The sequence below is a fragment of the Aliamphritea spongicola genome (genome assembly GCF_017051665.1).
Classification (GTDB): Bacteria; Pseudomonadota; Gammaproteobacteria; order Pseudomonadales; family Balneatricaceae; genus Amphritea; species Amphritea spongicola.
Genome location: NZ_JAFIDL010000002.1, coordinates 575,122 through 601,693, shown reverse-complemented (window position 1 = coordinate 601,693; position 26,572 = coordinate 575,122). Strand labels below are relative to the sequence as shown.

Sequence of the window (26,572 nt, the reverse complement as noted above, 5' to 3'; positions counted from 1 at the left end):
AACAACACGGCGCTGGAAACAAAAACGCACGACCGTAGCCGTGCGATTAACTTTGCCATGAAGGATAAGCCTGAATCAGCCGACGATCAAGCCTTCCATCGGTGAAGAAGCGCTTGCGTACGCTTTCTTCGGCATCCGGCCTGCCAGATAACCTTCACGGCCAGCTTCAATTGCTTTCTTCATGGCGCTGGCCATCAGAATTGGATTCTGAGCAGCAGCAATTGCGGTATTCATCAGAACGCCTTCACAACCCATTTCCATTGCAAAAGCAGCATCAGACGGGGTACCCACACCGGCATCAACCAGAATCGGCACATTGGCATTTTCCATGATGATACGGATGTTATGCGGGTTCAGAATGCCCAGACCGGAACCGATCAGCGAGCCCAGCGGCATTACAGCTACACAGCCCATTTCTTCCAGTTGCTTGGCAACGATCGGATCATCGTTGGTGTACACCATTACTTTGAAGTTATCTTTTACCAGCTCTTCAGCAGCTTTCAGTGTTTCAACAATGTTCGGGTACAGAGTTTTCTGATCACCCAGTACTTCCAGTTTCACCAGATCATGACCGTCCAGCAGTTCACGGGCCAGCTTACAGGTACGCACTGCATCCGGCGCGTCATAGCAGCCAGCAGTGTTAGGCAGAATGGTGTACTTTTCCGGAGAAATAACATCCAGCAGGTTCGGCTCATCAGGATTCTGGCCGATATTGGTACGACGCACCGCCAGGGTCACAATCTCAGCGCCGCTGGCTTCAATTGCCAGACGGGTTTCTTCCATATCCTTGTATTTGCCTGTACCAACCAGCAGGCGGGAGTTATACGTTGTACCGGCAATTACCAGCGAATCATTCTGTTGCTCAGCCATGTCATTTATCCTGACTTAATATTCTTATTAACACATTGCCCGGCCAGCCGGCAGCAATGTCTGTTTATCGGTTACGACGCCCGTGCGGTTGCGGCTCAGCCACCACCGATCGCATGAACAATTTCAACCCGGTCATTCGCTGCCAGCTTTGTTTCTGCATGCTGGCTGCGGGGAATAATTTCCAGATTCAGTTCGATTGCCACACGACGCTCTCCCAGGTCCATCTGTGTTAACAGCGCGCCCAGGGTCATGTTGTCTTCAACGTCAATGATGTCGCCATTTACTTGGATTTGCATTGATCTTAGCCTAACAGTCATTAAGTTTTTCAGGGGCGCGGAACACAGCCAGCGCCAACATCAGCCAGCCTGCCAGAAACAGGCAGCCGCCTAACGGAGTAATCATGCCCAGGGTTGTTATTCCGGTGAATGCCAGCATATATAAACTGCCGCAAAACAATAACATACCACCGCTAAACAACCAGGCTGCCAGACGCAGACTCAGACGGCTGTGCCGCTCCAGCATTATCCCCACCGCCAACAGCGCCAGCGTATGAAACATCTGATACTGCACCGCAGTCTGCCAGATATCATAATAACGCTCACTCAGCTGAGCACGAAGTGCATGGGCAGCAAATGCCCCCAGCGCAACCGCCAGCATGCCACTCACCGCAGCAATCATCAGACTCAAACGGGCACTCATTTTTCGGCTCCTCGGTCGGGGCAGATATTCTAGCGGGAAAGCACGGCGGGTGCAGCAACCAGAAACAGGGAAATGACTGATCCACACAAACAAAAAAGCCGCAAGCTCTTGAAAAGCTTACGGCTTATTATTCATATTCTTGGACTAAAGTGGGTATCTTTCAGAACCGCTGACAGCTGATGCACGTCAGGCTTCCAGCATGGCCACCTTAATCTTTTTCATTGCATTCTTTTCCAGCTGGCGGATACGCTCAGCAGATACCTGATACTGGGCCGCCAGCTCATGCAATGTGGATTTTTCTTCCGCTAACCAGCGCTGCGCCAGAATATCCTGACTGCGTTCATCCAGCTGTGACATTGCTGTCGCCAGACGGGTGTTGGAATCGTTTTCCCAGTTCTCATCTTCAACCTGACGGGCCGGGTCATTGCTGTGATCTTCCAGGAAATATGCCGGAGACTGATAAGCGCGCTCGTCGTCATCTCCAACCGGCGCATCATAGGCCATATCTGAGCTGCTCATCCGGCCTTCCATTTCACGGACAACCGCCTGATCAACCCCCAGGTCCTCAGCAACCGCTTTAACTTCATCGTTGCTCAGCCAGCCAAGGCTCTTTTTCTTGCTGCGCAGATTAAAGAACATTTTGCGCTGGGCTTTAGTGGTCGCAACTTTCACGATCCGCCAGTTACGCAGAATGTACTCATGCATTTCGGCCTTAATCCAGTGCACCGCAAAAGACACCAGACGCACACCGACATTAGGATCGAAACGCTTAACAGCCTTCATCAGGCCGACGTTACCTTCCTGAATAAGATCTGCCTGAGCCAGGCCATAACCGGAATAGCTCTTGGCCACATGCACAACAAAGCGCATGTGTGACATTACGAGACGGCGTGCCGCCTCAAGATCATTGTTGTAATACAGACGTTCCGCCAGCTCACGCTCTTCATCCACTGATAACACAGGGATAGCGCTAACCGAGCGTACATATGCCTCGAGATTCTGACCCGGGGATAATGCTTCAACGACTTGCAGGCTTTTGCCCATTACACGACCTCAATTTCTATAAAACATCAGGGTTTAATAAAACTTTTCTATACAGCTCCTAAGTAGACTTAACCCTGATGGAAAAGTTCAATGGGGCTGTCCGTCCTTTTATCCACAAGATTCCGAGACAAAAACGGATGAGTAAAAATAGCGGGGCAAACTGCAAAAGGCAAGGGCCTGTAGACAGTTTCACCGCTATTCTCAGTATTATTGCAAATACAGCGCCTGTCAGGTTGGCTGGATAGCCCGTAAATGCCGTCCGACAGCCAGCCAGGCCCCCAGCGATCCAAGCAGTATACTGGCTAAAAGTAACCAGAATGTTTCAACAAACCCTAAGCCGGAAAGCTCAAAGTTACTGCTGTACAGAGTAATAAGGTGGGATACCGGTGCATCCAGTAACAGCAGGCTGATCTGCACTAACAGCCAGGCAAGAATACCGCCGGCAATGCCAAACCAGAATCCGTCATATAAGAAAGGACGCCGTACGTAGGCATCAGTCGCCCCAACCAGCTTAGCAATGACGATTTCTTCCCGCCGGTTTTCAATGGTCAGCCGAATGGTGTTACCCACCACCAGCAGTACCGCCAGGGCAAACAGTCCGGATAATACCCAGACACCCCGTTCCGCCAGCACCACAAAAGCTTCCAGACGCTGCACCCAGAGCATATCCACACTGGCTTCTTCCACTTCATCCAGCGCCTGCAGCTGCGCCTGCAGTACCGGCACAATGGCAGTGGATAAATCTTTTGGCAGCACCATGATCACCGCCGGTAACGGATTAATCTCCAGAAAATCGAAGACCTCACCGAAACCTGAGTTCTGCTTAAACTCCAGCATCCCCTGTTCGGCACTGATCAGTTCGGTGGCAGCAACATTTTCCCGGAGTAATAATTCACGGCTAAGCTGCTCTGCCCTGACCTCATCCACATTTTCCTGCAAATACAGAGCAATGCGCGGATCCCCCTGCCAGCCGTAACTCAGCGCCTGCAGATTTTTCAAACCGGTATACAGGGTTGCCGGTAACGCCAGTGCAATGGCCAGTACCGCAAGGGTCATCAGGGTAGTTAGCGGCGAGCGTAGCAGCGAATCAAAAGACTCCCTGGCTACATCACCGTGGTGACGCAGGTAACTGCGGCTTTTATCTTTAACCTTAAGGCGGTGCTGTTCAGCACCACGGGCGACCTTGCCATCACGTTTTTGGTTAGGCTGAACCCGGGACGCTCCTTTAGGCGCAGCGGCGCGGGGAGTACGGGACTGATTAGCCATCGTTCACTAATCTCCCCTGCTGAAGGGTAAGTACCCGGTGCGGTAAGCGACCGATCAGTCCCAGATCGTGACTGGCGATCAGCACGGTGGTCCCCACCTGATTAAACTGCTGAAACAAACGCATAATTTCGACCGAAAGCTTCGGATCAAGGTTACCGGTCGGCTCATCCGCCAGCAGCAACTGGGGTTTATGCACAATCGCCCGGGCAATGCCGATACGCTGCTGCTCACCACCGGATAACACGACCGGATTCATTTTTTCTTTGCTGAGCAGCCCTACCTTATCCAGCGCGGCACGTACCCGGCGGGCAGCATCATCCGGATCATATCCACAGATGCGCAGTGGCAGAGCAATGTTATCGAAGACTGAACGGTCAAACAGCAGCTGATGGTTCTGAAATACCACCCCGACTCTGCGACGGTGGTAGGGAATTTGCCGGTGGCCTAAAGTTGCCAGGTCCTGATCGCCGACTAAAACCCGGCCATTGGTTGGCCGCTCCATCAGCATGATCAGTTTCATCAACGTACTTTTTCCTGCCCCGGAGTGACCGGTCAGGAAAGCCATTTCTCCCTGCTTCAGGCTGAAGTTCACCTGACTCAGAGCATCATAGCCATTCGGGTAACGCTTACTGACATTATCGAAACTGATCATGAAGCAGCCTTATACTGTGCTATGTCACCGGGTCAACGCTTAATCAAACAGCGCCTTAACAAACTCACCAGCCCGGAACGGACGCAAATCATCTACCTGCTCACCGACACCGATGAAACGGATAGGCAATTCAAGCTGTTTGGCAATGGCAAAGATAATACCGCCTTTCGCGGTGCCGTCCAGCTTGGTCAGGGTAATACCGGTTACACCCACGGCATCCTTAAACTGACTGGCCTGATTCATCGCGTTCTGACCGGTACCGGCATCCAGCACCAGCATCACTTCATGGGGTGCAGATACATCCAGCTTTTTCATGACGCGGACAACTTTTTCCAGTTCCTGCATCAGGTGGTCTTTATTCTGCAAACGGCCGGCGGTATCCGCGATCACCACATCGACATTTTTCGCCTGGGCAGACTGCAAAGCATCATAAAGAACAGACGCTGAGTCGGCACCGGTATGCTGTGCGACAACTGGCACATTGTTACGCTCGCCCCATACTTGCAGCTGTTCCACTGCGGCAGCACGGAACGTATCACCGGCCGCCAGCATGACAGACTTACCCTCACCCTGGAAACGCTTAGCCAGCTTACCGATAGTGGTGGTTTTACCCACACCGTTTACACCCACCATCAGGATGACGTAAGGACCGTTCTGAGTCTCCACCGCCAGTGGTTGCTCAGCATCCGCCAGCAGCGAGGCCAGCTCTTCTTTCAGCGCCACGTAAAGGGCATCGGCATCCGCCAGCTGTTTACGGCTGACCCGGTCAGTCAGACGCTTGATAATCTCGGTCGTCGCTTCAACGCCTACGTCAGCCATCAGTAACTGGGTTTCAATCTCTTCCAGCAGATCATCATCAATTTCTTTCGCGCCCAGGAAGATATTTCCCAGACCTTCGGTCAGGTTCGCCTTGGTGCGGGTCAGGCCGCTTTTAATACGGGCAAACAGACCTTTCTTTTCTGCCTTAGGTTCCGGCTCTGGCTCTGGCTCTGGCTCTGGCTCTGGCTCTGGCTCTGGCTCTGGCTCTGGTTCTGGCTCAACAATAGCGTCTGCAACTTCAGGCTCAGAGGTGACCGGCGGTTCTTCACTTTCAGCCGGAGACGCCTGCACGGGTTCTGCAACTTCAGCAACCGGCTCTGCAGGTTCAACCTGAGCTTCCTGTACAGGCTCCTCAACTTCAGTTGCCGATTCTGCAGGCTCAGCCGGAGATTCCTGCACCGGCTCCGCAACTTCAGCAACCGGTTCCTCTACAGACTCAGTTTCCACAACGTCAGCAACCGACTCTGCAGACTCAGCCGGAGATTCCTGCACCGGCTCCGCAACCTGCTCTACAGACTCAACTGCGGCACGCTCAGGCTCGGCGGTTTCAGTCTGTGCGGGCTCACGGGCTTCCGCTTCTGGCTGCTGCAGTTTTTCTTCACTGGCAGTATCTGATGAAAATAATGACTTTAACTTTTTAAACATTGCTATTCCTGTCGGCAATCTTCAGGGCGACACCGCCGTCGCGTGTCTCCCCGGGTAATTCTGATATTTCCGGAGACTTACTGATCAGCATAAAGAATCTGATACCGGAAACAGCGCCCCTGAGTGAAAAAAAGCAGCATACGCCTGACCGGAAATGGCCGTTGTACTGCCTGCTGCATCAGGCGCTGAGAAAGTGCGCTATGTTACCATACGGTGCTTATTTAACCACGCCCCGGACCGACATTCCTGAACCCGCATTCGCAACGCCACTATCCGCCCCCGACAAAAGCCTTTCAGGGCTGCGAAAAAGACCAAAACATGTAACTATGCAGCTCAACATTCAGCTTTCAGCCAGCAATACAGGTGTTTCACGTAATGGCAGACACATACAAACCGATGTTCAACCGTACCTATCTCAAAGTAATGCTGTGGATAGTCGCCATCGCCATCGTTTTTCTGTCAGCTTCCGGCCGTGATACCAACAACTACCTGAATATTGAAACAATCGAAAACAAGCCGATTTACTTTGCTGAACCGGACGATACTGAAACACTGTCTGTACAGCTAATTTTTGGTCTTGGGCCAGCCCTGAATGACGAGCAGAAGCTGCTGCACAAACTGCTTTCCCAACGACTACAACAAGTCCTGAACAGCAATACAGTTAACAACCTGGTAGCTCCGGCTAAGGCAAGCCTGCAGCAATCGCTTCAGGACGACCGGATTACCCTGCTGCTCAGCACCGAAGCAGAAGGAACAAATCAACTGAGCCAGCTCTTGCCACAGTTACTGCAAGCGCTGAATCACAGCGATATGACAACAGGCACCGAGGCCGAATGGAACCGCCTGAAAGCGGAGTTATATCTGGAAAATCAGACAGCCGAAAACCGCCTGCTCAGCGCATTCACGGACACCCTGAGTGACAAATCCTCCGTTCACCCTCTGCAGCGTTTTCCGACATGGGCACGTAATGTATTCAGCAATCATAACCTGACACTGGCGGTGTCCGGCCCGGATGCTGCAACCGCCGCCCGGCTACTGGCTGAAGAACTGCCTTCCCGGGGTTTAACTGAACAGCCACTGAGCACATCCGCCAGCTTTCAGCAGCGCCAGACCCTGCCGGCAATCGGTAACGAGGCATACGCACTGGCAGGGCTTTCATTGCCAGGCAGGCAGAGTGACAGTTTCATGGCACAACTGATCGCCGTGAAAAGCCTGCAACAGACTCTGACGACCTTACAGCCAGACGTGTCCACCCGTTTACTGTGGAAATCACTGGATCAGCAGGGGTACTTCGCACTGTTACTTTACGGTCAGCGTCCACCGGCAGACATTTCAGCGCTGACACCTCTGAACCGGCGCCTGCTGAATGCCACTGATATCAATGTGATCAGTGCCACCCGGGAAAACATTAAGGAGAACTTCCTCGAGCGCATGAGCGAACAGCAGGCTCAATTAGGATTACTCAACACCCTGGCGTTTTACCGGCTACCGACAGATTACATATCAGGATTTGCTGACCGGCTTGCAGACACTTCGGATGAAGCCGTTCAGGAACAGCTGCAGACCATGCTGAACATTAATAACCAGCAATTTTTTTATCTGCCCGCCCGTTAACGTATAATCCCGCGGTCAATTAACAGATCAGGAAAATCAGCGCATGTCCCGACGAGCGCCTGGCCGGCGGCCAGCCACTAAAAAAACCAGCACACCTAAAAGCGGTAATCAGCAACTGCGGATCATCGCCGGTGAATGGCGGGGACGAAAACTGAGTTTTCCGGCAATAGAAGGCCTGCGACCAACCCCGGACCGGGTCAGGGAAACCCTCTTCAACTGGATCGCCGCCCATATACCGGGGGCAAAATGTCTGGACCTGTTTACCGGCAGTGGCGCACTGGGGCTGGAAGCTCTGTCCCGCGGAGCAGGCCAGACAACAATGATCGACCTATCCGCTGCCGCCACTGGCCAGCTGCAAAGTAATTTACAAACCCTTAAAGCCACCAATGCCAATGTCATTCAGGCAGACGTCCAGCACTGGCTCAGCCAGCAAAGTAATGACCAGCAATATGATCTGGTGTTTATGGACCCGCCATTCCGTAAGGATCTTGCCGTCAGCTGCTGCGAAAAACTTGAGTCGCAGGGAATGCTGGCGTCCCGGGCAATGATTTACGTCGAAACCGAATCTGAACTGAGTATGTTGCAGGTACCTGAGAACTGGCATTTGCACCGTGAGAAAAAAGCCGGACAGGTGACATACCGGCTATATATCAGAGAGCAGGCCGGGGCTTAACGCACCGGCAATGCATCATCCAGATAATACTGGGTCTGCATTTTTTCCAGCTGATTCAGGGTCAGCCCCTTATTCAGCATAAAACTGACGTTAAACCGCTGGCCGGGACGTAACACGCCCTTGTGATGCCCGACAAAGCGATAGGTTTTGCCTTTGCTGTCCCGGGCAATAATCCCCACGACGACTTTATGCAAACTCACCCTGCCGGTGTAATGCCAGCGGGTTTGCCAACTGCGATCATTAAGACGGCGTTGCTCTTCCAGTCGCATCTGTTGCTGCACAGAACGTACAAACTGCGCCTGCTGCGCCTGACGGTATTCTTCCTGCTTGGCCTGCTGGTGCTCAGACATCACCCCCACAGCTGTCGACAGAATGGCGGCAAGGCCCCCACCCTCTCCTGCACTATCCCCGTGCCGGTTACTGCGTTTCTGCCACAACACATTGTTATCCAGCAAAGCATGTGCACGGGGATTCACCTGACCGGGCCGGTAATACTGCTTCACTTTATCAGCAACGGCCTTCGCTTCTGCAGCCCGTTCGGCATTTACCGGGTGATCATGGGCAAACAGGCTGCGGGCATTCCCCTGCTGCAGATACTGACGCTGCCAGATATGGCTGGCCGCATAAGGGTCGTAACCTGCCAGCGCTGAATAAAGAATGCCGATGCGGTCAGCTTCCCGTTCCCGCTCATGGGTAAAGGCAGCCTGATAGCCCTGGCGGCGCACGGCACTGGACGATGTCAGAACACTTAACTGCTGGTGTGTCTGCCGTTCAGCTACATGATTCGCCACGGTATGCGCAATCTCATGGCCAACTACTGCAGCCACTTCTGCATCGTTTAGCTGCTTCATCAGCCCAAGATGCACCACGATATAGGTACCGCCGGTGGTAAAGGCGTTAAAGGAATCCCGATCAATCAGTACCGGTTTCCAGCGCTCCTGACGTAAATGAGAAATGGGATGAATGCGGTCGAAAATACGCACCAGACGCTGATACTGCCGGGCATCCAGTGCCGCATCTACCTTTCGGCCCTTTTGCCGCTCATTCTGGAGCATTTTTTCAACATACTGGTTTCCCTGAGCAATCTGCTGATTCCGGTTCGCAGTACTGAGTGACCGCTGTCCGGTAACCCGATCTGTTTCAGTCACCGCTTCAGCGACGTCATACAAACCTTTATCAATACTCTGCAGCACCTGACAGCCACTGATCAGCAACGTGCCGAGCAACACCATCAACACCTTCAGAGAACCGGCGCGACAGCTCAGGCTAAGATATTGAAATACTTTCATTTAGGGAATCCCGTAAAGCAAGCGTGGTTATTTCGCATTGGAATTAAAAAAACACTGCTTATAACCAATAAACAATTTTCCATTCCATTATTGTATTTGTGAACTCCCTTTAATTCAGCTAATATCGCGCACTTGCGGATTTGCTAATATTCATTTATGCAGAACAGCTGTGAATTAAACATGAACACTGCGGTATACCCGGGTACTTTTGACCCGATTACAAACGGACACAACGACCTGATCGAGCGGGCTTCCCGCATATTCGACCGGGTAATCGTTGCTGTTGCGGCAAGCCCAAAGAAGGCACCATTACTGCCGTTAGATGAACGTGTTGAATTAGCAAAGGTTGTTACCAGCCACCTCGACAATGTCGAAGTTGTTGGCTTCAACTGCCTGCTTGCAGAACTGGTCACCCAGCACGACGCCAATATTATCCTGCGTGGGTTAAGAGCAGTTTCTGATTTTGAATACGAGTTCCAGCTGGCCAATATGAACCGCCATCTGGCACCTGCCGCCGAGAGTCTTTTTCTTACGCCGGCAGAACATTTATCTTTCATCTCCTCTACCCTTATTAGGGAAATTGCGAGCCTGGGAGGAGATGTAGAACAATTTGTGCACCCAACGGTAAATCAGGCACTGAAGAGCCGTTTCGGACACTAATACTAACGAGCTAGTGAGGTAGCTACGATGTCATTAATCATCACAGATGAATGCATAAACTGTGACGTATGCGAGCCGGAATGTCCGAACGAGGCAATCACTCCGGGTGACGAAATTTACGAAATTGATCCGAAGAAATGTACAGAGTGTGTCGGCCACTATGACACTCCGCAGTGCGTGGAAGTTTGCCCTGTTGACTGTATCCCTAAAGATCCGGATCACGTTGAATCTGAAGAACAGCTGATGGAAAAATACAAGCAGCTGACTGGCCAGTAATTCACACACTGACCACTTATGAGCACAAAAAAACCTGCCACTGGCAGGTTTTTTTTCGCCTTTAATTCATCAATCACCAAGGACTTGCTGCAGCCAGGCGGTGTATTGCGCATAGCCCACCGCCGAATAATTCACCGACTCAGGGTTCATAAAGCCATGCAGGTAAGCCGCACGGTGCACACTAACCTGTGGATAGACACTTAACGCCTCTGCAAAGTCCACCACTGAAAAATGCACTTCCGACTCAGGAATTACAAGACTCACAGGTCCTCGGGGTTCTGAATCCAAAGCATGGCGGATCTGATTGCCATAAAACCCTACGGCTTGCCCAACCTTATCCGCAACACTGCTTCCCAGTACCTGCCAGAGTGCTGCTCCGCCGACACTGAAGCCAATAACCTTCACCGGCGCTTCAGCCTTTACCAGGCAATCCGTTAACCGGGCCGCATAAACATTAATACCGGAAACATTCTGAAAGTGCGCATACGCCCGGGACTCATCCTGAAAGCTCATTTCAGCGCCGTCGTAAGGATCCAGAATCCGCCAGTCACCGGGCAGCTGGTCCGCCAGTGCCTGCAGCGCAGCGGTATAACCGAAAATATCCGACAGAATAATATGCTGCACAGCCACTCCGTATATCAGCCCTCAAAGAATGGCAGCACTATGCACCTGCTAACTTAAAAGCACAACGCTCCCGTACATGCTGAGAGCACCTGAAGCTATCAGCCGTCCAGGTCCATCATTACCCGCCTGCCTTCCACCTTCACAGGATACGTCTTCAAATTCACACAGGCCGGTGCACTGAGCGCTTCCCCGGTACGGACATTAAAGCGTCCCTGATGAAGCGGACATTCGATGACATCATCAATGACCAGACCATCCTCAAGATGAACCTCTTCATGGGTACACAGCCCCGCTGTGGCAAAGTAGCCCTCTTCAGTGCGGTAAATGGCAAAGGTCTCATCACCGTGATCAAACCGCATTACATCTTCTTCATCAATATCTTCAATATCACATACATCGATAAAATTCATATTCTGGCTCCGGTCTGATATTTATACTGCGGACTGTACCGGCTCTGCGGCCAGCTTATTAACAAAGTATCCCTGCTGGCTGCGCTGCATGCGGATGGCATGAATAATTTCAGCCATCACTGCACCCATACCATCCAGGGGTTCTGGCAACTGATCTTTCACCACCCGGTGTAACTTCTTTAAATTATAGAAAGGCACCAGCGGGAACATATGATGTTCCACATGGTAATTCATATTAAAGTACAGAAATTCGAATAAGGGGTTGGTGTAAAAGGTACGGGTTGTCATACGATGATCCTGAATATCCATTGCCAGCCCGGCATGCTGGGTGACCCTGAACAGCCCCACCACAGGCCCACCGACAACCCGGGGCAGCATCAGCAACAGAAACGGTAACCAGTTGGCCGACAGAGCTGACCAGCCGATAACCAGCACATACCCCAGCACCATCAGACAGGCATTACGCTGCGCCTGTGGCATCTCCTGCCGGGGAATAATGCCGCGAATCCGCGCCACCTGCTTGCCACAGCAAAGCATCAGTATTTCAGCATAGTAACGGTGCATAGCCCCCACACCACTCAACTGGACAAAAAACTCCTTCCAGCTGAGAGGATTCGCCAGTGCCAGCTCAGTATCACCTTTATTAAAATGGGTATAGGTATGATGCCCGGCATGCCCCCAGCGGGCCGCAACCGGCTCCATCTGCATCATCCAGCCAGTAATAAACAGACTCACTTCATTCAGCCAGCGGGTGCGGAAAGGCGAACCGTGACACAGTTCATGCACCGCTGAAGTCGCAAAGGCAAACACGACACAGTACAAAAGATAAAATAACCACCACCAGCCGGTATCCCAACTGACGACTACCGTAAGCGCCAGCCCAGCCAGCAAGCCAAAGAACAGCCCGAATTGCAGCAAAGCCGGTTTATTATCCCGGCGCATCAGCTGTTTCAGGGTTTTCTTATCTATTTCAGGTTTGAACCAGTCCTGCCCTGTGCTCATAGATACATCCTCGTTTTTTATTGTTGTTACGGGATCACGTTGCAGTTCAAATTTATGACAACCAACAAAGTTATGTCAATCAACATAATTATTACGATCAGCATTTTTTATGCCAGGCAAGGTATAATGTGAACCATACGACACTGAAGAACTGACGCAGACAACTGATATGCAAGCAATTTCCCGACCGCTTACCCAGGCAGAAAACCGAGAATACCGACGTAAAAGTTTATTGGAAGCAAGCGTAAGAACTGTTGCTGAACAGGGTATTGAGGGCGCAACTATCGCAAAAATCTGTGCTGAAGCCGGCGCTTCCAGAGGTATGAGCGCCCATTATTTCAGCAGCAAAGAAGATTTGCTGGCCGCCTGCCTGAGCAAAATGTTTGCCGATGCGTTAGACATTAAGCGGGAGATCGGCGCAGATACCGGCAGTGACCCGCTGACACTGATCCACCGGTGTGCCGCCGCCAGCTTTCAGCCGCCGGGCTTTGACCGAAACGTACTGGCTGCCTGGCAGGCGTTTACCAGTGCCAGCCGTTACACCCTGCGATACCGGGAAATTATTCAGGAAAACAGCCAGCAAATGATGGCGTTTTATCTGCACCTTTTCAGCGAAGCTGCCAAAACAACCCCCTTGCACCTTCCGGCTGAACAGGCAACACTGGGGCTGCTGGCACTGCTCGACGGTTTATGGAGCAACATAGCCCTCAACAAACATGCACTCAGCCCCGATGATGCCATTCAGGCCTGTAACAGCTATATCCGGGGATGTTTTGTTCACTGAACTGACCAGATAAAGGCAAAAAAAACCGGCTTAACTGCCGGTTTTTTTCGCTTACTGAAGGCTACATTTTATTGATTTCGATGCTGCCCTGATTAGCGATGTAATCGTCTTCATCCTGCAGAGAGAAGTTCATCGTATCGTCTTCCGGCACAATTTCAGACTCAGTGGCATTCAGTTTGATCATCAGGCGAAGATCGTTAGCCGAGTCCGCATGTGCCAGCGCCACATCATAGTTAATAATGCCTTCTTTGTAGGTGTCGTACAGCGCCTGATCAAAGGTCTGCATACCCAGGTTAGAAGATTTCTTGATAACCTCTTTCAGCTCATGCACTTCGCCTTTACGGATCAGATCCTGAATCAGCGGCGTATTAATCATGACTTCAATTACCGCGCGGCGGCCCTTACCGTCACGGGTCGGCAGTAACTGCTGCGCAACAATCGCCTTGAGGTTCAAAGACAAATCCATCCAGACCTGCGCATGACTCTCCGGCGGGAAGAAACTGATGATCCGGTCCAGCGCCTGGTTAGCATTATTGGCGTGCATGGTCGCCATACACAGGTGACCGGTTTCAGCGAACGACAGGCCGTAGCCCATGGTGTCAGAGCTACGGATTTCCCCCATCAGGATCACATCCGGAGCCTGACGCAGGGTATTCTTAAGTGCTACTTCAAAGGAATCAGTATCCAGCCCAACCTCACGCTGAGTGATCAGACTTTGTTTGTGGTCATGGATATATTCAATCGGGTCTTCAATGGTGATGATATGGCCGCCGCTGTTGCTGTTACGGTAATCAATCATCGACGCCAGCGAGGTGGACTTACCGGTACTGGTACCACCGACAAACAGAATAAGCCCCCGTTTAGCCATCGCCAGATCTTTAAGTACTGCCGGCAAGTGAAGCTCTTCCATCGTCGGTATACGGGTATTGATACGCCGTAAAACCATGCCCGGCGAGTTACGCTGATAAAACGCACTTACCCGGTAACGGCCAAGACCCTGGGCACTGATTGCAAAGTTACACTCGCGGGTACTTTCAAACTCAACCAACTGCTGATCATTCATCGTACTGCAGGTCAGTTTACGAGCCTGATCAGGCTTTAAAGCTTCTTTAGTTAACGGCTTCAGCGTGCCATCTACCTTGATACTGGGCCTGGCACCTGCGGTCACAAACAGGTCTGAGGCACCGCGATCATTCATAATCTTTAAGAGCTGAGTAATATCCACCTGGTTCTCCAACCAAAAGTCGCAAAATACACGGCAGCCATCAGTGCCTGTCAGCGCTTACAACCTGCGCGCCCGTGCAGAAAAAAGTCAGTTAGCCGTCAACTACATACAGACTGTGACCAACACATCATTAAAAGTTCATTGGGTTAAGGGCTTTTTCGCGCGCCGCTTCGCGGCTGATCAGTCCCTTATTCACCAGATCCGTCAGTGACTGATCTAAGGTAACCATACCAAATGCAGCACCGGTTTGTATTGCAGAATACATTTGTGCGATTTTGTCTTCGCGGATCAGGTTACGGATCGCCGGTGTACCTACCATAATCTCATGGGCTGCTACCCGCCCGCCCTGTGGCTTTTTCAGCAGCGTCTGGGAAATAACCCCCTGCAACGACTCTGACAGCATCGAGCGCACCATGGCCTTCTCTGCTGCAGGGAAAACATCCACAACACGGTCAATGGTTTTGGCAGCTGAGGTGGTGTGAAGGGTACCGAATACCAGGTGACCGGTTTCTGCCGCCGTCAGTGCCAGACGAATGGTTTCAAGGTCCCGCATCTCACCCACGAGGATAACATCAGGGTCTTCACGTAACGCAGAGCGCAGCGCTTCATCAAAGCCCAGGGTATCCCGGTGCACTTCACGCTGGTTAATCAGACTCTTTTTACTCTCGTGAACGAATTCGATCGGATCCTCAATGGTCAGAATATGATCCTGACGGGTCTCATTGATGTAATCCACCATTGCCGCCAGCGTGGTACTTTTACCGGAACCTGTAGGCCCCGTTACCAGCACCAGCCCCCGGGGCTTTTCTGCCAGATCCTGGAAGACTTTACCCATCCCCAGATCTTCCATCGTCAGAACTTTACTCGGAATGGTCCGGAATACTGCCGCCGCACCGCGGTTCTGGTTGAATGCGTTGACACGGAAACGTGCCAGCTTAGGTACTTCAAAAGAGAAATCCGTTTCAAAGAGCTCTTCATAGTCCTTACGCTGCTTATCATTCATGATGTCATAAATCAGCGTGTGAACCTGCTTATGATCCAGAGAAGGCAGCTTAATCCGGCGGACTTCACCATCGACCCGAATCACCGGAGGCATACCGGCAGAAATATGTAAGTCAGACGCGCCTTGCTGAACCGTGAATGAAAGTAACTCGGTAATATCCATAATGCCTCAGTACATCAACAGGGTGTAAACACTTGTAATATAAGTGTAGCTATTCAATCGCGCCTCTATATGTAGCAGAATATAAACTTTCAAGCCAATTTTCCTTAAACGCCTGTATGACAAACATCACAGAAAACCTGAATACGGTGCGGCAGCAGATTCAGCAAAGCGCTGAAAACGCCCACCGCGATCCCTCCGAAATATGCCTGCTTGCTGTCAGTAAAACCCGCCCGGCTGAAGATCTGCGCCAGGCTTACGAAGCAGGACAACGGGATTTTGGCGAAAACTATTTACAGGAAAGCCTGGAAAAAATTGAACAGCTTCAGGATCTGGATATCTGCTGGCATTTCATCGGTCCGATTCAGTCCAATAAGACCCGTCCGATCAGTGAAAACTTTGCCTGGGTACACAGCGTTGACCGCCTGAAAATCGCCCAGCGGCTCAGTAGCCAGCGGCCGGAAAATCTGCCGCCCCTGAACATCTGCCTGCAGGTCAATATCAGCGGCGAAGAAAGTAAGTCAGGCATTCTGCCGGAAGATGTAGTCACTCTGGCTGGCCAGATTCTTCAACTGCCAAACATTTGCCTGCGCGGTCTGATGGCTATTCCCAGCCCTTGCGAAGACCCGCAAGCTCAGCGCTTACCTTTTCAGCAAATGGCTCAGTTACTTGCCGATATCCGTACGGCCAACCCGAAAGCCCAACTGGACACCCTGTCGATGGGTATGACCGGCGATATGGCAGCAGCCATCAGCGAAGGCTCCACCATGGTACGGATTGGCACCGCGATTTTCGGTGCCCGCGACTACAGCCAAAAGCCTGAATAACCGATTACAATAAGCTGCATCATCGCAGCCTGATAACAAGGACACACTTATGAGCACGCAACCCACACTGGCCTTCATCGGCGCGGGCAACATGGCCCGGGCAATCATTGGCGGACTGCTCAACAGCGGTTATCCGGCGGCCAGCATCTGGGCCACCGCAACCCGTACCGAAAGCCTTGCGGATCTCAGCGAACAGGGCCTGCAAACCACCACGGATAATCAGGCAGCATGTGCCGCTGCCGACATTGTGGTACTGGCAGTCAAACCGCAGATTCTCAAAGGCGTGGCGCAATCCCTTGCGGATACCGTTCAGGCCAGCCAACCGCTGATCGTTTCTGTGGCTGCAGGCATCCGCTGCGACAGCATGGACACTTGGCTGGGCGGCAATACCGCCATCGTACGCTGCATGCCCAATACTCCATCTCTGGTACAGACCGGCGCCAGCGGCCTGTTCGCCAACGACAAAGTAACCGCCGAACAGAAGCAACAGACCGAAGCTATCCTGAAAACCATCGGCCTCGCGTTGTGGGTACAGCAGGAAACTGAACTCAGTGCCGTTACAGCAGTCTCTGGCAGTGGCCCTGCCTATTACTTCTACGTTATGGAAGCTATGGCTGCCGCCGGCGAAAAACTCGGCCTTAGCCCTGAAGTCGCCCGTGAACTGACCCTTCAGACAGCACTGGGGGCGGCCAAAATGGCCAGCCAGAGCGATGTGGACGCAGCCGAACTGCGCCGCCGGGTAACCTCTCCGAAAGGTACCACCGAGCAGGCGATCATGAGTTTTGAACGGCAAGGGCTGGAAGATATGTTCAGCACCGCCATGCAGGCCTGCTACGACCGAGCCGAAGAAATGGCGGAAGAATTAGCTAAATAGACAAGCCTATTCTGTTCATAGACAGCTATAAAGGCTCTATACTCGTATTCATACAAACAGATTTAACAGGAATTGAATTCATATGGGACAGGATCCGACCAGCTCCATCATCCAGTTGATCGTACAGCTCTACGTCTTCATTATCGTATTGCGGTTTTTGCTGCAGGTAGCCAAAGCCGACTACTACAATCCGATCTCCCAGGCCGTCGTTAAACTCACCGCCGTGCCACTGGCGCCGTTACAGAAAACTGTACCAAGAGTTGCCAGTGTAGATATTACTCCGCTGATACTGGCATTTGTCGTCAACGCTGCCGGCTGGCTGCTTATCCTGACACTCAAAGGCCACGGAGTAGGTGCAAACTTACCGGCTATCGCTGTAATTTCAGGCGTGTCAGTACTGAGCACAATACTGGACATTTACTTCTGGGCCGTACTTGGCTCAGTGATCATCAGCTGGGTGGCACCGGGCAGCTATCATCCGGGCCCGCAGCTGATCACCCAGCTGACCGAACCTGTCTTCAATCTGGCCCGTAAAGTTGTCCCTTCACTGGGCGGACTGGACCTCTCGCCAATCCTGATTTTCATTATCATTCAGATACTGAATTCCCAGCTGAAAACCCTGACAGCTATGGCACTTTAAGCACGCAGCCATCAGCCGCCGCAGCCCCAACTGCGGCGGCGTCCTCTATAATGGAATAAAACACCGGACCGGCGCTTCTGACTGAAGTTACACTCAGTGAATCCCCGGCGGAGCAGAACAGCATAGGAACACCACAGGTAATCCAATGCGGGAATAAAGGTTACATCATGAAACACATCAACTACTTCAGAACCCTGGCCGCCACCGTACTGGCCCTTGGTATCACGATGTTTGGCCAGCAGGCACTGGCAGAGCAAAAAGTTACCCAGGGAAAATACGAAGTACACTACAACGCCTTTAACAGCACATTCTTGCAGCCAAACGTCGCGCAAAGCTATGGCATCAAGCGTGGTAAAACCCGCGGTCTGCTGAATGTATCAGTGCTGGAGAAACAGGCCGACGGCTCAACCAAACCGGTCGTTGCCGTTGTGAACGGTAAAGCCACCAACCTGACCTCACAGGAACAGGCACTGAACTTCCGTCAGATCCGTGAAACCAACGCCCTGTATTACATTGCCGAATACGCATTCACAGACGATCAGGTATTACGCTTTAACCTGCAGGTGCAGGCTGACCCGAACAGTGCCGCCACCAATATCAAATTTGAACAGCGCTTCTACGCCGACTAAACACAGCAGGGAATAAAGCTAAATGACTCAGAAGATCGTGCTTGCCAGCGGTAATCAGGGAAAACTCAGAGAGTTTAATCAGGTACTGGGAGAACTGGGCGTTGAAGTCGTTCCCCAGTCTGAATTTAACGTAGAAGATGCAGAAGAAACCGGCCTGAGCTTTGTGGAAAACGCCATCATCAAAGCCCGTCACGCCTGCGAGATTACCGGTTTACCGGCACTGGCAGACGATTCCGGCCTGGAAGTGGATGCCCTGCTCGGCGCACCGGGCATTTACTCCGCCCGTTTTGCCGGCCCCGGCGCTACCGATGCCGACAACAACCAGAAACTGCTGCAGCAACTGGCCGTTCGGGACGAACCGCGCACGGCACGGTTCCGCTGCGTACTGGTCTATATGCGCCACGCCAAGGACCCGACTCCGCTGATCTGTCAGGGTAGCTGGGAAGGTGAAATCCTGCGCAAACCCTCCGGTGATAACGGCTTCGGTTATGACCCCCTGTTCTATATTCCGGAACTGGACAAAGCTTCAGCACAACTGGCTCCGGCTGAAAAAAACAGCCTTAGCCACCGGGGTAAAGCGGTTCGGCAACTGATCGAAAACATACCCGCTTACCTGTAACCACAATGCGGGCCACACCAACAGGTATGGTCCGCCGGAAATCCGATGTCACTGCAACTGCCCCCGCTCTCCCTGTACATTCACATTCCCTGGTGCATCCGTAAATGCCCGTACTGTGACTTCAATTCCCACGCGGTTAAACCGGGAGACAACAGTGGCACCCTGCCGGAAGCCGACTATACCGCCGCCCTGATGCGGGACCTGGAAACAGAACTGGACTACATACAGGGCCGGGAAATTGAAACCATCTTCATTGGTGGCGGCACCCCCAGCCTGTTCTCTCCACAGGCACTGCATGAAATCCTTCAGGGAGTAGCGGCACGCACACCACTGGCGGGCGATGCAGAAATCACCATGGAAGCTAACCCAGGCACCTTCGAACAGGAACGCTTTGCCGGCTTTCTGGAAGCAGGGGTTAATCGTCTGTCCATCGGTATTCAGAGCTTTAATGATCAGCACCTGCAAACCCTTGGCAGGATTCACAACAGTGAAAATGCCCATCATGCGGTTTCTGCAGCACGGCAAATCGGTTTTACCAACATCAATACCGACCTGATGCACGGCCTGCCAAAGCAGACACCGGAACAGGCACTGGAAGATTTACAGACCGCCATCGGTCTGGCCCCTGACCATATATCCTGGTATCAGCTGACCATCGAACCCAACACCGAATTTCACAGCCGACCGCCACGCCTGCCTGAAGATGAAACACTCTGGGACATTCAGGAACAGGGGCAGGCCCTTCTCGCTGCGAACGGTTATAAGCAATACGAGATATCTGCCTACAGCCAGCCAGGCCGCCAGGCGAAGCACAACCTGAACTACTGGCAATTCGGTGATTACATCGGTATTGGCGCCGGTGCCCACGGTAAGCTGACCCTGCCCGGCGAAGATAAGATCCTGCGCCGTTGGAAACAGCGCCAGCCTAAGGCGTATATGCAGGCTATCGACCCTGTCAGTGGCCAACAGGCAATCGCCAGTGACGAACTGCCTTTTGAATTTATGATGAACGCCATGCGGTTACATGACGGCGTCAGTGCAGACCTCTATACCCCAGCCACCGGTATGCCCCTCAGCCAGATCGAAACACAGCTGCAGCAGCTTCGCCACAAAGGATTGCTGGTCGATGATCCCGGCCGCATAGCACCGACAGAACAAGGCAGGTTATTTCTCAACGACCTGTTAGAAAGCTTTTTAACGGACTGAACCGGTGGCCCGAATACAGCTTCTGTATGACCGTTCCTGCCCGGCCTGTGAACACTACACCCGCTTACTTCGCATCCGCGAAGACATCGGTGAACTGGAACTGATTAACGCCCGTGAACACCCTGAATGGGTGCAAACCCTCAGGCAGCAGGGCATCAACCTGAACAACGACATGCTGCTAAGACTGGACGATCAGGAATACAGCGGCGATAAAGCCCTGCACATGCTGGCCATGCTTGGCAGCAACTCAGGCCTGTTTAACCGGCTGAATCACTGGTTATTCCGCTCGCCCCTCAGGGCAAAACTCTGTTATCCGCTAATGAGAGCGGGGCGCAAGTTGTTACTGTTGATCTTAAGACGCAAAGGCATTGAATAATGAACAGCCCTGACGAGCCCCTTCACATCACTCTGGCTAACGCTTCAGACAGCAAGCGCCTTGCAGACATCTTCCATGCAGCGGTACACGCCATTGATCCAAATCTTTACAGTGAAGCTGCGCAGGAAGCCTGGGCGCCCACGCCACCGGATTACTCTATGTGGGAAAACCGCATGCTGGCAGAAGATCAGCGCGCGACATTCATTGCCCGCATCGCCGGAGAAATAGTTGCCTTTATGGAATATCTGCCGGCCGGCTCACCGGCCAACCCGGCACAGCAAACTGACTGCGGTTATGTAGACTGCACCTACACCCATCCGGACTATCAGGGTAAGGGCATCGCCGGGGCGTTATACCGCCATTTGGAAGCACATGCACAAAAACAGAAAACAAAGTTTCTTAAAGTAGACGCGTCGAAAGCAGCAGAAGCATTTTTCCTGAAGAGAGGCTTCATCACCGGGCAGGAAAACCGGATTATCCGTCACGGCCAGACACTGACGAACGTCTCAATGCACAAAACTCTTCTGGCCGGAGCGCTATAACAGGCCGTCCACCAGTTTGGCGCAGACAAAATCATTATTCGACAGACCGCCGATTTTGTGGGTGCTGTAGCGTACCAGGCAGTGGTTATAGCCTACTTCCATATCAGGATGGTGACCTTCCCGGTGGGCAATAAACGCCACTGCGTTCACAAATGCCATGGTCTGATGATAATTCTTGAACCTGTAGTTCCGGTAAATACTAACGCCAGCCAGATCCAGCTGCCACTCAGGCAGAACCTCATCCAGTAAACGGTTTGCAGCCTGAGCAGTTAATGCCTCAGTTGTCGCACTGCAGGGCTCACAATGCCCTTCTAGGGTTATTTGAGTCACCTTATTTCCCCTCAAGTGATTGCTCAGCAAAGAACAGTCATAAACGGTTACCCTTTAAGTATAGCTCTGATTCAGCAAGTCATTGATACCAGTAATAAAACCCGGACACCGCCTGAAAGCGGCGAAACACCTACGACTTAAGTCTGAAAACACCGGTTAAAGCCCCCTGCCAGCACATACTTTCACGATATGAAAACGCCTGAATTCCCCGGAATATAAGGACTTAGCAACTCCGATCAGAAACAGCGTTTTACAATAGGAAACTTTTCTCATACCTTAGCACCACGGGTAAGGACAGTAAGCTTTGTTTCCTGTATCTTTACGCACTTGCAACATAAAGCATCATTCGCCGGTAATAGCACTCACCCGGCCACATACACTGATGCTGCCGGTATCAGGCAATTATGTCGCCCAGCACAGCGACGCCGGATACTGATATAAAAAAATGAAAACGACGGATCCGGCCGCCTCTCTCCGGAACCGGCACATATACAATGGGGCACATCCACATGACTCAAAGGGTTAAGGTTGGCGATCTAGACGTCGCTAAAGTTCTGTACGACTTCATTAACGAACGTGCACTTCCGGGCACTCAGGTCAGCCAGGAACAGTTCTGGTCAAAGCTGGATGCAATCGTTCACGATCTGGCACCGCGTAACCGTGAGTTACTGGCCAAACGTGAAACTATTCAGGCGCAAATCGACGAATGGCACAAAGCCAACCGTGACAACGGTTTCGATTTCCCGGCCTATAAATCCTTCCTGCAGGAAATCGGTTACCTGTTGCCAGAAGGTGAAGACTTCTCAGCCACCACCGCTAACGTTGACCCTGAAATGGCTACCATGGCAGGTCCGCAGCTGGTTGTGCCTATCATGAACGCCCGTTTTGCACTGAACGCAGCCAACGCCCGCTGGGGCAGCCTGTACGACGCACTGTACGGCACCGATGCTATCAGCCACAAAGGCGGCGCTGAGCCGGGTAAAGAATACAATCCGGTCCGTGGCGAACGGGTTATCAACTATGCCCGTGAACTGCTGGATCAGGCAGCACCGCTGGCCGGCGCCAGTCACAAAGATGCCCAGGGCTACAGCATTCAGGACGGTAAACTGACCGTTGCACTGACAGAAGGCAGCGCCGAACTGCAGGACAACAGCCAACTGGTCGGCTACCTGGGTGAAACCGCATCACCGGACAGCATTCTGCTGGTGAACAACGGTATGCACATTGAAATCAAGATCGACCCGAGCAGCCAGATTGGTCAGCAAGACCCTGCCGGCGTATGCGATCTGATTCTGGAATCCGCACTGTCCACCATCATGGACTGCGAAGACTCCGTTGCCGCCGTAGATGGCGAAGACAAAGTCGTTGCCTACAGCAACTGGCTGGGTCTGATGCAGGGCAACCTGACTGAAGAAGTTACCAAGAACGGTAAAACCTTCACCCGCAGCATGAATCCGGACCGCACCTTCACCGGTGTTGACGGTACAGACGTCACGCTGAAAGGCCGTAGCCTGCTGTTCGTGCGTAACGTTGGTCACCTGATGACAAACGAAGCAGTACTGGACAAAGACGGCAACGAAATTCCTGAAGGCATTCTGGACGGTGTTGTCACCAGCCTGATTTCCAGCCACGACATCAACGGTAACAGCGAGCGTCGCAACACCACTACCGGCTCCATGTACATCGTTAAGCCTAAGATGCACGGTCCGGAAGAAGTGGCATTTGCCAACGAACTGTTTGCCCGCATTGAAGACGCGCTGAACCTTGAGCCACTGACCCTGAAAATGGGCATCATGGACGAAGAACGCCGCACCACCGTAAACCTGAAAGAATGTATCCGCGCAGCGAAAGAGCGTGTGGTATTCATTAACACAGGTTTCCTGGACCGTACCGGTGACGAAATCCACACCTCTATGGAAGCAGGCCCGATGATCCGCAAAGCGGACATGAAAGGCACTAAGTGGATTCACGCTTATGAAGACTGGAACGTAGACAACGGCCTGGGCTGTGGTCTGCAGGGCCGCGCACAGATCGGTAAAGGCATGTGGCCAATTCCGGATCAGATGTCCAACATGCTGGCGACCAAGATCGGCCACCCGATGTCCGGTGCGAACACCGCATGGGTACCATCTCCGACCGCCGCAACACTGCACGCTCTGCACTACCACAAGGTAGACGTGTTCGCCCGTCAGAACGAACTGATGAGCCGTCCCCGTGCCAATGTTGACGACATTCTGGACATCCCGGTTGCCCGTGATCCTAACTGGAGTGCTGAAGAAATCCAGCAGGAACTGGACAACAACGCACAGGGCCTGCTGGGCTACATGGTACGCTGGGTTGAACAGGGTATCGGTTGCTCCAAAGTACAAGACATCAACAACGTTGGCCTGATGGAAGACCGTGCTACCCTGCGGATCTCTGCGCAGCACATGACGAACTGGCTGCACCATGGCATCTGCACCAAAGAGCAGGTTATTGAAACCCTGCAGCGTATGGCCGTTGTGGTAGATGGCCAGAACGACGGCGATCCACTGTACCGCCCAATGGCTGCTGACTTCGACGCCAGCGTTGCCTTCCAGGCAGCTCTGGAACTGGTACTGGAAGGCTGCACCCAGCCAAGCGGTTACACCGAGCCAGTCCTGCACCGTCGCCGTCTGGAATTCAAAGCCAAGCACCCGGCATAAACTGCACGCTAACTGCAGACACACAAACATCCCGCCCCGGCGGGATGTTTTCGTTTCAGCCCCCTTTTGCTGCCAATTTCCGCTATAATCCCGAAAATTATTTCCCCGGTGCACAAAGCACCCCGATTCTGAGATTCAAAACCTGTGACCGATACCCTGTTCAGCTCCCTGAAGCTGCCTAAACCCATGCTGGATAATCTGGCTGACCTTGGCTACAAAACCATGACGCCGATACAGGCGCAAAGCCTGCCACATGCACTGGACGGCAAGGACCTGATCGCCAAAGCCAAAACCGGCAGCGGCAAAACCGCCGCCTTCGCCATTGGCCTGCTGCTGCGCATCAAACAACGGGATTTCGGTACCCAGGCACTGATCCTTTGTCCGACCCGCGAACTGAGCACCCAGGTTGCCAAGGAACTGCGCCGTCTGGCCCGCTTTCAGTCCAACCTGAAAGTCGTCACCCTTTGCGGTGGTCAGCCTATCGGCCCGCAGATCGGCTCACTGGCCCACGGCGCGCACATTGTCGTTGGTACCCCTGGCCGTATTCAGGATCACCTGCGCAAAGGTACCCTGAATCTGGAACGCTGCCACACCCTGGTACTGGACGAAGCCGACCGCATGCTCGACATGGGCTTCAACGAACAGATCAATAAAGTTGCCGACTACACACCCCGCAGCCGCCAGACCTTGCTGTTCTCCGCCACTTATCCGGACAACATCCTTAAGCTGAGTAAAAACCTGCAGCGTGACCCGGTAGAAATCAGCGTGGAAGCCATTCACGATCAGGGCAAAATCGAACAGATCTTCTACTGTCTGGACAGCGTCGACAAGCCATCCGGCCTGACTAAACTGCTGGCCCGCCACCCGGCAGACTCCATCGTCCTGTTCTGTAACACCAAGGCCCAGTGCAGCGACATTGAAGAGTATCTGAAAAACCTCGGCTACTTCGCCAAAGCTCTGCACGGCGATCTGGATCAGCGCGACCGCGATCAGGTACTGGTTCAGTTTGCCAACCGCAGCTGCACCATACTGATCGCCACCGACGTTGCCGCCCGTGGCCTGGATATCAGCGATCTGGAACTGGTCATTAACTACGACCTGCCCCGGGACCCAGAAGTTTATACCCACCGCATCGGCCGTACCGGCCGTGCCGACAAGCAGGGCACCGCCATCAGCCTCTACAAACCATCTGAGCTGTACAAACTGGACGCCATCAGCGAATACCAGAACAAAGAACCGGTGTGCTTCAGCATTCCGGAACTGGAAGTGGTCCATGCGGAACCGCCAAAGCCCGCTATGCGCACCCTGGCCATTCAGGCCGGCCGTAAAGACAAGATCCGTCCCGGTGATATTCTCGGCGCCCTGACCGGCGATGCTGGCATTCCCGGCAGTGACGTTGGCAAGATCGACGTCAGCGATTACAGCACCTATGTGGCCGTGAAACGGACCGAAGCCCGCAAGGCTCACAGCCGTCTGCTGGACGGCAAAATCAAAGGCCGCCGGTTTAAAGTCAGAATGCTCTGATCACCAAAACCACCATTTAACAAATGAATCAGTAATGCATCTGTAGCAATCATGCATGTATACTGTGGACGACAGCATGAAAATTTCCGACGTACGCAACTCAGGCTGTCGGAACTTCACAGCTCGAAATTTAAGGAGGCATCCTATGAAACCGGCGAAGAACCAACATCCAAAGTTTATTGAAGCAATGCAAAAACTCTCTGCTATGACGGAGGAAGAACGCCTGTCTGAAGCCAACAAGGAACTGTTTGAACAAGCCATAGAATACGCGCCACTTGAAGCCCAACCGGCCCTGCTGGCAATTCAGAAAAAATACGATGCCTTAGAACTGCACTAAGGATTAACCCGGCCGGTGAAGCCTTTTCACCGGCCACTCCTCTCTCGATCCGACCCACATTCCCAAACTCAGAAATAAAGCACCTTTAAGGCAATAATTCTGTTGCTTTTTTTAAGCTACACGTGTTTAATGTGCGCCGTTGCCCGGATAGCTCAGTCGGTAGAGCAGAGGATTGAAAATCCTCGTGTCGGTGGTTCGATTCCGCCTCCGGGCACCAACAAATTCTTAAAGAATCCTAGCTTCGTGCTGGGATTTTTTATGCCTGAAAAT

At 52.6% G+C, this 26,572-nt stretch carries 30 protein-coding genes and 1 tRNA gene; 17 read left to right on the top strand and 14 right to left on the bottom strand.

The genetic code is table 11. The annotated features are described in order from the left end of the window. Window positions 1-75: 75 nt before the first annotated feature. The 7 genes from JYB63_RS09320 to ftsY form a co-directional block, all read right to left on the bottom strand. Window positions 76-870 (bottom strand): thiazole synthase, encoded by a 795-nt coding sequence (locus JYB63_RS09320; RefSeq protein ID WP_205657587.1) that lies wholly within the window; start codon window positions 868-870, stop codon window positions 76-78. A 95-nt stretch (window positions 871-965) separates the two neighbouring features. Further along, on the bottom strand, window positions 966-1,166 hold the full coding sequence (gene thiS, locus JYB63_RS09315; RefSeq protein ID WP_205657586.1) for a sulfur carrier protein ThiS: 201 nt from the start codon (window positions 1,164-1,166) through the stop codon (window positions 966-968). Window positions 1,167-1,176: 10 nt separating this feature from the next. Further along, entirely contained in the window at window positions 1,177-1,569 is a 393-nt protein-coding gene (locus JYB63_RS09310) for a DUF423 domain-containing protein (protein ID WP_205657585.1), read from the bottom strand. Between the two features lie 186 nt (window positions 1,570-1,755). After that, window positions 1,756-2,613: an RNA polymerase sigma factor RpoH gene (gene rpoH, locus JYB63_RS09305; RefSeq protein ID WP_205657584.1), complete on the bottom strand. Its 858-nt coding sequence runs from the start codon at window positions 2,611-2,613 to the stop codon at window positions 1,756-1,758. A gap of 228 nt (window positions 2,614-2,841) precedes the next feature. Beyond that, on the bottom strand, window positions 2,842-3,879 hold the full coding sequence (ftsX, locus tag JYB63_RS09300; RefSeq protein WP_205657583.1) for a permease-like cell division protein FtsX: 1,038 nt from the start codon (window positions 3,877-3,879) through the stop codon (window positions 2,842-2,844). Beyond that, a complete protein-coding gene (gene ftsE / locus JYB63_RS09295) occupies window positions 3,872-4,531 on the bottom strand; it encodes a cell division ATP-binding protein FtsE (RefSeq protein WP_205657582.1) in 660 nt (219 codons plus the stop codon). Before ftsE ends, ftsX begins: the two co-directional genes overlap by 8 nt. A 39-nt stretch (window positions 4,532-4,570) precedes the next feature. Then, complete coding sequence (gene ftsY, locus JYB63_RS09290) at window positions 4,571-5,995, bottom strand: signal recognition particle-docking protein FtsY (RefSeq protein WP_205657581.1); 1,425 nt, start codon at window positions 5,993-5,995, stop codon at window positions 4,571-4,573. A 375-nt stretch (window positions 5,996-6,370) separates the two neighbouring features. On the opposite strand from ftsY, the gene JYB63_RS09285 reads away from it, so the two are divergent. Together JYB63_RS09285 and rsmD are read left to right on the top strand one after the other, a co-directional pair. Further along, complete coding sequence (locus JYB63_RS09285; protein ID WP_205657580.1) at window positions 6,371-7,609, top strand: hypothetical protein; 1,239 nt, start codon at window positions 6,371-6,373, stop codon at window positions 7,607-7,609. A 43-nt stretch (window positions 7,610-7,652) separates the two neighbouring features. After that, window positions 7,653-8,282 carry a 16S rRNA (guanine(966)-N(2))-methyltransferase RsmD gene (gene rsmD, locus JYB63_RS09280; protein ID WP_205657579.1) on the top strand — a complete coding sequence of 210 codons (630 nt, stop codon included), beginning with the start codon at window positions 7,653-7,655 and terminating at the stop codon, window positions 8,280-8,282. On the opposite strand, the gene JYB63_RS09275 is transcribed toward rsmD, so the two are convergent. After that, on the bottom strand, window positions 8,279-9,571 hold the full coding sequence (locus JYB63_RS09275) for a M48 family metallopeptidase (protein WP_205657578.1): 1,293 nt from the start codon (window positions 9,569-9,571) through the stop codon (window positions 8,279-8,281). The genes rsmD and JYB63_RS09275 overlap by 4 nt on opposite strands. 180 nt (window positions 9,572-9,751) lie before the next feature. Between JYB63_RS09275 and coaD the strand changes: the two genes are divergently transcribed. Together coaD and JYB63_RS09265 are read left to right on the top strand one after the other, a co-directional pair. Beyond that, complete coding sequence (gene coaD, locus JYB63_RS09270) at window positions 9,752-10,231, top strand: pantetheine-phosphate adenylyltransferase (RefSeq protein ID WP_205657577.1); 480 nt, start codon at window positions 9,752-9,754, stop codon at window positions 10,229-10,231. A 27-nt stretch (window positions 10,232-10,258) separates the two neighbouring features. Beyond that, window positions 10,259-10,507 carry a YfhL family 4Fe-4S dicluster ferredoxin gene (locus JYB63_RS09265; protein WP_205657576.1) on the top strand — a complete coding sequence of 83 codons (249 nt, stop codon included), beginning with the start codon at window positions 10,259-10,261 and terminating at the stop codon, window positions 10,505-10,507. Window positions 10,508-10,576: 69 nt separating this feature from the next. Here JYB63_RS09265 and JYB63_RS09260 read toward each other — a convergent pair whose 3' ends face one another. The 3 genes from JYB63_RS09260 to JYB63_RS09250 form a co-directional block, all read right to left on the bottom strand. Continuing rightward, complete coding sequence (locus tag JYB63_RS09260) at window positions 10,577-11,131, bottom strand: dienelactone hydrolase family protein (protein WP_205657575.1); 555 nt, start codon at window positions 11,129-11,131, stop codon at window positions 10,577-10,579. A gap of 98 nt (window positions 11,132-11,229) precedes the next feature. Beyond that, complete coding sequence (locus JYB63_RS09255; protein ID WP_205657574.1) at window positions 11,230-11,541, bottom strand: MocE family 2Fe-2S type ferredoxin; 312 nt, start codon at window positions 11,539-11,541, stop codon at window positions 11,230-11,232. Window positions 11,542-11,562: 21 nt separating this feature from the next. Next, the gene (locus JYB63_RS09250) at window positions 11,563-12,543 is read right to left on the bottom strand and encodes a fatty acid desaturase (protein WP_205657573.1); all 981 of its coding nucleotides are present in this window, start codon (window positions 12,541-12,543) and stop codon (window positions 11,563-11,565) included. 169 nt (window positions 12,544-12,712) lie between these two features. Between JYB63_RS09250 and JYB63_RS09245 the strand changes: the two genes are divergently transcribed. Continuing rightward, window positions 12,713-13,327, top strand: coding sequence for a TetR/AcrR family transcriptional regulator (locus tag JYB63_RS09245; RefSeq protein ID WP_205657572.1), 615 nt, complete (start codon window positions 12,713-12,715; stop codon window positions 13,325-13,327). 61 nt (window positions 13,328-13,388) lie between these two features. Here JYB63_RS09245 and JYB63_RS09240 read toward each other — a convergent pair whose 3' ends face one another. Together JYB63_RS09240 and JYB63_RS09235 are read right to left on the bottom strand one after the other, a co-directional pair. Then, window positions 13,389-14,552, bottom strand: a complete 1,164-nt coding sequence (locus tag JYB63_RS09240) for a PilT/PilU family type 4a pilus ATPase (protein WP_205657571.1) — start codon at window positions 14,550-14,552, stop codon at window positions 13,389-13,391. Between the two features lie 130 nt (window positions 14,553-14,682). After that, window positions 14,683-15,717, bottom strand: coding sequence for a type IV pilus twitching motility protein PilT (locus tag JYB63_RS09235; RefSeq protein WP_205657570.1), 1,035 nt, complete (start codon window positions 15,715-15,717; stop codon window positions 14,683-14,685). A 116-nt stretch (window positions 15,718-15,833) separates the two neighbouring features. On the opposite strand from JYB63_RS09235, the gene JYB63_RS09230 reads away from it, so the two are divergent. The 8 genes from JYB63_RS09230 to JYB63_RS09195 all read left to right on the top strand — a co-directional run bounded on the left by JYB63_RS09230 (window position 15,834) and on the right by JYB63_RS09195 (window position 21,427). After that, a complete protein-coding gene (locus JYB63_RS09230; protein ID WP_205657569.1) occupies window positions 15,834-16,541 on the top strand; it encodes a YggS family pyridoxal phosphate-dependent enzyme in 708 nt (235 codons plus the stop codon). A 49-nt stretch (window positions 16,542-16,590) separates the two neighbouring features. After that, complete coding sequence (proC, locus tag JYB63_RS09225) at window positions 16,591-17,415, top strand: pyrroline-5-carboxylate reductase (protein WP_205657568.1); 825 nt, start codon at window positions 16,591-16,593, stop codon at window positions 17,413-17,415. A gap of 82 nt (window positions 17,416-17,497) precedes the next feature. Then, on the top strand, window positions 17,498-18,055 hold the full coding sequence (locus tag JYB63_RS09220) for a YggT family protein (protein ID WP_205657567.1): 558 nt from the start codon (window positions 17,498-17,500) through the stop codon (window positions 18,053-18,055). A 167-nt stretch (window positions 18,056-18,222) separates the two neighbouring features. Then, window positions 18,223-18,684, top strand: coding sequence for a DUF4426 domain-containing protein (locus tag JYB63_RS09215; RefSeq protein ID WP_205657566.1), 462 nt, complete (start codon window positions 18,223-18,225; stop codon window positions 18,682-18,684). 22 nt (window positions 18,685-18,706) lie between these two features. Then, entirely contained in the window at window positions 18,707-19,303 is a 597-nt protein-coding gene (gene rdgB, locus JYB63_RS09210; RefSeq protein ID WP_205657565.1) for an RdgB/HAM1 family non-canonical purine NTP pyrophosphatase, read from the top strand. A 45-nt stretch (window positions 19,304-19,348) separates the two neighbouring features. Next, window positions 19,349-20,509, top strand: a complete 1,161-nt coding sequence (gene hemW / locus JYB63_RS09205; protein ID WP_205657564.1) for a radical SAM family heme chaperone HemW — start codon at window positions 19,349-19,351, stop codon at window positions 20,507-20,509. Window positions 20,510-20,513: 4 nt separating this feature from the next. After that, window positions 20,514-20,885: a DCC1-like thiol-disulfide oxidoreductase family protein gene (locus JYB63_RS09200; protein ID WP_205657563.1), complete on the top strand. Its 372-nt coding sequence runs from the start codon at window positions 20,514-20,516 to the stop codon at window positions 20,883-20,885. After that, window positions 20,885-21,427 (top strand): GNAT family N-acetyltransferase, encoded by a 543-nt coding sequence (locus tag JYB63_RS09195; protein WP_205657562.1) that lies wholly within the window; start codon window positions 20,885-20,887, stop codon window positions 21,425-21,427. The genes JYB63_RS09200 and JYB63_RS09195 overlap by 1 nt, the downstream gene beginning before the upstream one ends. On the opposite strand, the gene JYB63_RS09190 is transcribed toward JYB63_RS09195, so the two are convergent. Beyond that, the gene (locus JYB63_RS09190; protein WP_205657561.1) at window positions 21,422-21,757 is read right to left on the bottom strand and encodes a 4a-hydroxytetrahydrobiopterin dehydratase; all 336 of its coding nucleotides are present in this window, start codon (window positions 21,755-21,757) and stop codon (window positions 21,422-21,424) included. The two genes, JYB63_RS09195 and JYB63_RS09190, sit on opposite strands and share 6 nt — an antisense overlap. A 509-nt stretch (window positions 21,758-22,266) precedes the next feature. Here JYB63_RS09190 and JYB63_RS09185 point away from each other — a divergent pair. The 4 genes from JYB63_RS09185 (at window position 22,267) to JYB63_RS09170 (ending at window position 26,519) form a co-directional block, all read left to right on the top strand. Then, the gene (locus tag JYB63_RS09185; RefSeq protein ID WP_205657560.1) at window positions 22,267-24,441 is read left to right on the top strand and encodes a malate synthase G; all 2,175 of its coding nucleotides are present in this window, start codon (window positions 22,267-22,269) and stop codon (window positions 24,439-24,441) included. 144 nt (window positions 24,442-24,585) lie between these two features. Beyond that, a complete protein-coding gene (dbpA, locus tag JYB63_RS09180) occupies window positions 24,586-25,965 on the top strand; it encodes an ATP-dependent RNA helicase DbpA (protein WP_205657559.1) in 1,380 nt (459 codons plus the stop codon). Window positions 25,966-26,110: 145 nt separating this feature from the next. Next, window positions 26,111-26,302, top strand: a complete 192-nt coding sequence (locus JYB63_RS09175; protein ID WP_205657558.1) for a hypothetical protein — start codon at window positions 26,111-26,113, stop codon at window positions 26,300-26,302. 141 nt (window positions 26,303-26,443) lie between these two features. After that, window positions 26,444-26,519: transfer RNA gene (locus JYB63_RS09170), tRNA-Phe, on the top strand. The last annotated feature ends 53 nt before the right edge of the window (window positions 26,520-26,572 follow it).